Annotated in this window: 3 protein-coding genes; all 3 read left to right on the top strand. The window is 48.6% G+C overall.

Features of this window, described 5'->3' with window-relative positions; all coding sequences use genetic code 11:
- The first annotated feature begins 286 nt into the window (after positions 1-286).
- The 3 genes from VZT47_RS09475 (at position 287) to VZT47_RS09465 (ending at position 3,998) form a co-directional block, all read left to right on the top strand.
- Positions 287-1,867, top strand: coding sequence for an ABC transporter substrate-binding protein (locus VZT47_RS09475; RefSeq protein ID WP_296954599.1), 1,581 nt, complete (start codon positions 287-289; stop codon positions 1,865-1,867).
- A gap of 536 nt (positions 1,868-2,403) precedes the next feature.
- The gene (locus tag VZT47_RS09470; RefSeq protein ID WP_330224721.1) at positions 2,404-3,189 is read left to right on the top strand and encodes an ABC transporter ATP-binding protein; all 786 of its coding nucleotides are present in this window, start codon (positions 2,404-2,406) and stop codon (positions 3,187-3,189) included.
- A complete protein-coding gene (locus tag VZT47_RS09465) occupies positions 3,186-3,998 on the top strand; it encodes an ABC transporter ATP-binding protein (protein ID WP_330224720.1) in 813 nt (270 codons plus the stop codon). Before VZT47_RS09470 ends, VZT47_RS09465 begins: the two co-directional genes overlap by 4 nt.
- Positions 3,999-4,195 lie beyond the last annotated feature (197 nt).

Below are 4,195 nucleotides of genomic sequence, written 5' to 3'. Positions count from 1 at the left end.
GTTTAGATCTTCCTTTCTATGTCAAAAACTAATGCTTAACATGATTTTAGCATTTCTCTTTTGGCGTCGTTCTCGAATTTCCATCTATTTAATTTGGGGTAGTCAGTTTTTGAATTTATTTAATCTTGGGTAAATTATACCATATCCACAACGAACAACGAATAACGAATAACGAAGAACGGTTATCCCAAATGAATCCAAATGTTTTCTCCGGCTTCATTTATATTTTTTATAAATCCATTCCATTTTCCCACACATTTTTTCCAAGAAAGGAAGCGTTCAAAAGATGAAATCTATTTACAAAAAAGGTGCGGTTCTTGCAGCAGCAGCTCTTATGGCATTTGCCTTCGCAGGGTGCGGCGGCGGTGGCGGATCTTCTTCCAAGACTGCGAAAGACACCCTGGTCGTTGGTGTTACCAACTTCGCTGACTCCCTGGAACCGACCGATAACTACTTCGGCTGGCAGGTTATGCGTTACGGCGTAGGTGAATGCCTTGTTCACTTCGATGACAAGATGAATGCAGAACCCTGGATTGCCGAAAGCTGGAAAGTAGCAGATGACAAGATGTCCTGGACCTTCAAGATTAAGGACATTAAGTTCTCCAACGGCAAACCGGTTACCGGCGAAGCAGTCAAGAAATCTATTGAACGTACTTTCGCAAAAGCTGCCCGTGCAAAGGCTATGTTTGAACTGGACCACATCACTGCTGATGGCCAGAATGTAACCATTTATACCAAGAAACCGGTAGCAACCCTCCCGGGCATGCTGGGCGACCCGCTCTTTATTATTGTCGATGTCACTGAAGATGGTCCGAGAGACTTCGCTAAACAGGGCCCGATTTCCACCGGTCCATATGCTGTCAAGTCCTTCTCCAAAGCAAAGACCGAACTGGACAAGAACCCGAACTTCTATGACAAAGCTCCATTTGCTCATGTCACCATCAATACCATCGATGACCCGAATACCCGTGCAATGGCACTCCAGAAAGGCGAAATCGATGTAGCAGTCAATGTAGCACCTGGCGATATGCAGCTTTTCCAGGATGAAAAGAAATTCACCACCAGCAAGATCGCTTCCATTCGTGACGTACTGGCCCGCCTCAGCGTAAAAGAAGGCAAACCTCTCGCTGACAAGAATGTCAGAAAGGCCCTCCTCCAGTCCCTGGACCGTGAAACCTACTGCAAAGTCCTCCTGAAAGATACCTTTACCCCCGGCGGCCCGCTCCTTCCGCCGTCCATTGACTTCGGCTTCGATCAGCTGAAGAAAGAATACCCGGATAACTACAATGTAGAAAACGCAAAGAAACTTCTGGCTGACGCAGGCTGGAAAGATACCGACGGCGACGGCATTGTAGAAAAAGACGGCAAACCTCTCGAACTGGATTTCATCTTCTACTCCGGCCGTGCAGAACTCCCGCTCTTTGCCGAAGCTACCCAGTCTGATGCAAAGAAAGTAGGCATCAAGGTTAACCTGAAGAACGTAGACTACAACGTACTTGACGGCATCGGCACCCGCGGCGAATACGACCTCCTCATTTCCAACGTTCTTTCCGAACAGGCAGGGGATCCGGAAGTATTCGTCAACATGTACTGGAAGACCAATGTAAACGGCAGCAACCCGCAGAACGGCTCCGGCTACAGCAATCCTGAATATGATGCTCTCTCCAACCAGCTCGAATCCGAATTCGACCCGGCTAAGAGAAGAGAAATCATCATCAAGATGCAGAAGATCATCCAGGATGACGCAGCTACCCTCGTATTCGGCTATCCGCAGACCAATATGATCTCCTCCAAGAAGGTCAAGAATGCGAATATCAAACCGTGCGACTACTACTGGGTAACCAAGGACATCGCTCCGGCTGAATAATTTTGAAACAGATTTGAAATAAAACTCTGCCGGCCCCCTATAGGCCCCGCTTCCGGGGATTGGGGGCCGGGGAATGGGAAGGATTGTACAACGCCTTCGACAGGAAACTTTCTTAAGGATAACTGATACCGGAATTTTTGGGTTCCCCGGGAAATTGGGGGAAATAAAAAACGGCGCCTTCCACTGACGCGCCGCACCACCCCGACACTCCCGACATCCCCGGGATTCCCGACAATCCCGAATCAAAAGCTTTAGTTCCTGAAAATACTTTTCAGAAAAACCCATCTCACTGGGAACTTTGGAAATAAAAAAAGCGGCGCCTTCTACTGACGCTCCGCACCATCCCGATATCCCCGACAACCCCGAGTCTCCCGAGATTCCCGATTCAAAAGCTTTTATACCTGAAGTTATCCTTTCAGAAAGAAGTTATCCACTGTACCTCCCACTCATTCCCCGACTCCTGATCCGGCAGTCACCGGACCACGTCCGTTCTGAATTCCTCTGCCGAAAGGCAATTTTGAAATAAAGGAGCCATTATGCTGTTAGAAGTAAAAGACCTGGGCATCTCCTATGGGAAGAGAGATCCCGTGGTGCGCCACGTGACTTTCAACCTGGAACAGGGGAAAATCCTTGCCATCGTCGGCGAATCCGGCAGCGGCAAGACCACAGTCATCCGTGCTATCCAGCACGTACTCCCGGGGGGAGGCCATATTTCCGAAGGCCAGGCTCTCCTGGAAGGCCAGGACACCGAACTCAAAACCCCTGAAATGCACAGAAAACTTTCCGGCACCGATGTTTCCATGATTTTCCAGGACAGCGGGGCTATGATGAATCCCATCCGCCTCATTGGTGACCAGTTCCGGGAATTCCTGGCTATCCATGGAATGACTGATGAAAAAGAAGCTCATGACCGCATGATTGAAATGCTCACCATGGTCCGCCTCCCGGATCCGGAACAGATTCTGAAGAGCTATACCTTCGAACTTTCCGGCGGCATGCGTCAGCGTGTCGGAATCGCTATGGCTATGGCTTTCCATCCGAAACTGCTCCTGGCAGATGAACCGACTTCTGCCCTGGACGTAACTACCCAGGCAGCTATCGTTAAAGAAATGATGGAAGTCCGCAAAAAAATGAATACCTCCATCATCATCGTAACCCATAACATGGGCGTTGCCTGCTTTATGGCCGATGATATCATGGTTATGAGAAATGGCAATGTCGTGGAATACGGCAAGGCAGAAGACGTCATTTACCATCCGAAAGAGGACTACACGAAAATGCTCCTCGCGGCAGTTCCAACACTGGAAGGAGAATTCGCATGAAAGATTATGGAGAAGAAATCCTTCGCATGGAGGACATCTGCAAAGTATTCGATCTCGGGGAAGGCAAGACCCTGGCCGCTTCCGACCATGTCAATATCAGCCTGCACAGGGGTGAAACCCTGGGCGTCGTAGGGGAATCAGGCTCTGGGAAATCCACCCTGGCCAAGATCCTCACTCGTCTCTATTCCATGACCAGCGGTAAAATCCTTTTCCACGGAAAGGATATTGCTGCCCTCAAAGGAGAAGAACTCCGCCAGGCCAGAAAACACATCCAGATGGTTTTCCAGGACCCTTCCACCGCATTCAATCCGAAACAGCGGGTAAAGCAGATCATCTGTGAACCCCTCCTGAATTACGGAATGATCAAATCCAGCCAGGTCGAAGAAAAGGCAAAAGAAATGCTGCGCCTCGTCGATCTTCCTGATGATTTTGCCAACCGCTATGCGAATAATATGTCCGGCGGTCAGCGTCAGCGTATCGCCATCGCCAGAGCTCTGGTACTGAAACCGGAAATCATCGTCTGCGACGAAGCAACGAGTGCATTGGATGTATCTGTCCAGAAAACAGTCATCGAACTGCTCCGCCGCCTCCAGAGAGAAACAAACGTGGCTTATTTCTTCATCTGTCACGATCTGGCTCTCGCCAATATGTTCTGCGATAACATCGTTATCATGCAGCGTGGCAGAGTCGTAGAAACCATCAATGACCTCCATAACGGCAAAGACCCCTATACAAAGAAACTTCTCGCATCCATCTTCACCATCGAAGAAGGAAAGAAGAAAGTATTGTCCGACGAACTTTTCGCCTAATGATTTTTCAGTAACTGATTTTAATAGTTATCAGTTATTAGTTATCAGTTCTCAGAAATTGAATCCATCCGGTCCGAGATAAAATGGTCCTAGGAAATTGGACACGGGAAACTGGTATCCCCGAACATAGGACAGGGTAAACTGGAAAATCCCTTTGCCATGGACACTCTACTCCTAAAAACAGTTACATGTTATGC

The organism is Dialister sp. (assembly GCF_036343215.1).
Taxonomy (GTDB): Bacteria; Bacillota; Negativicutes; order Veillonellales; family Dialisteraceae; genus Dialister.
The sequence above is the reverse complement of the archived record's forward strand: the minus strand, read 5'-3'. Positions and strand labels throughout refer to the sequence as shown.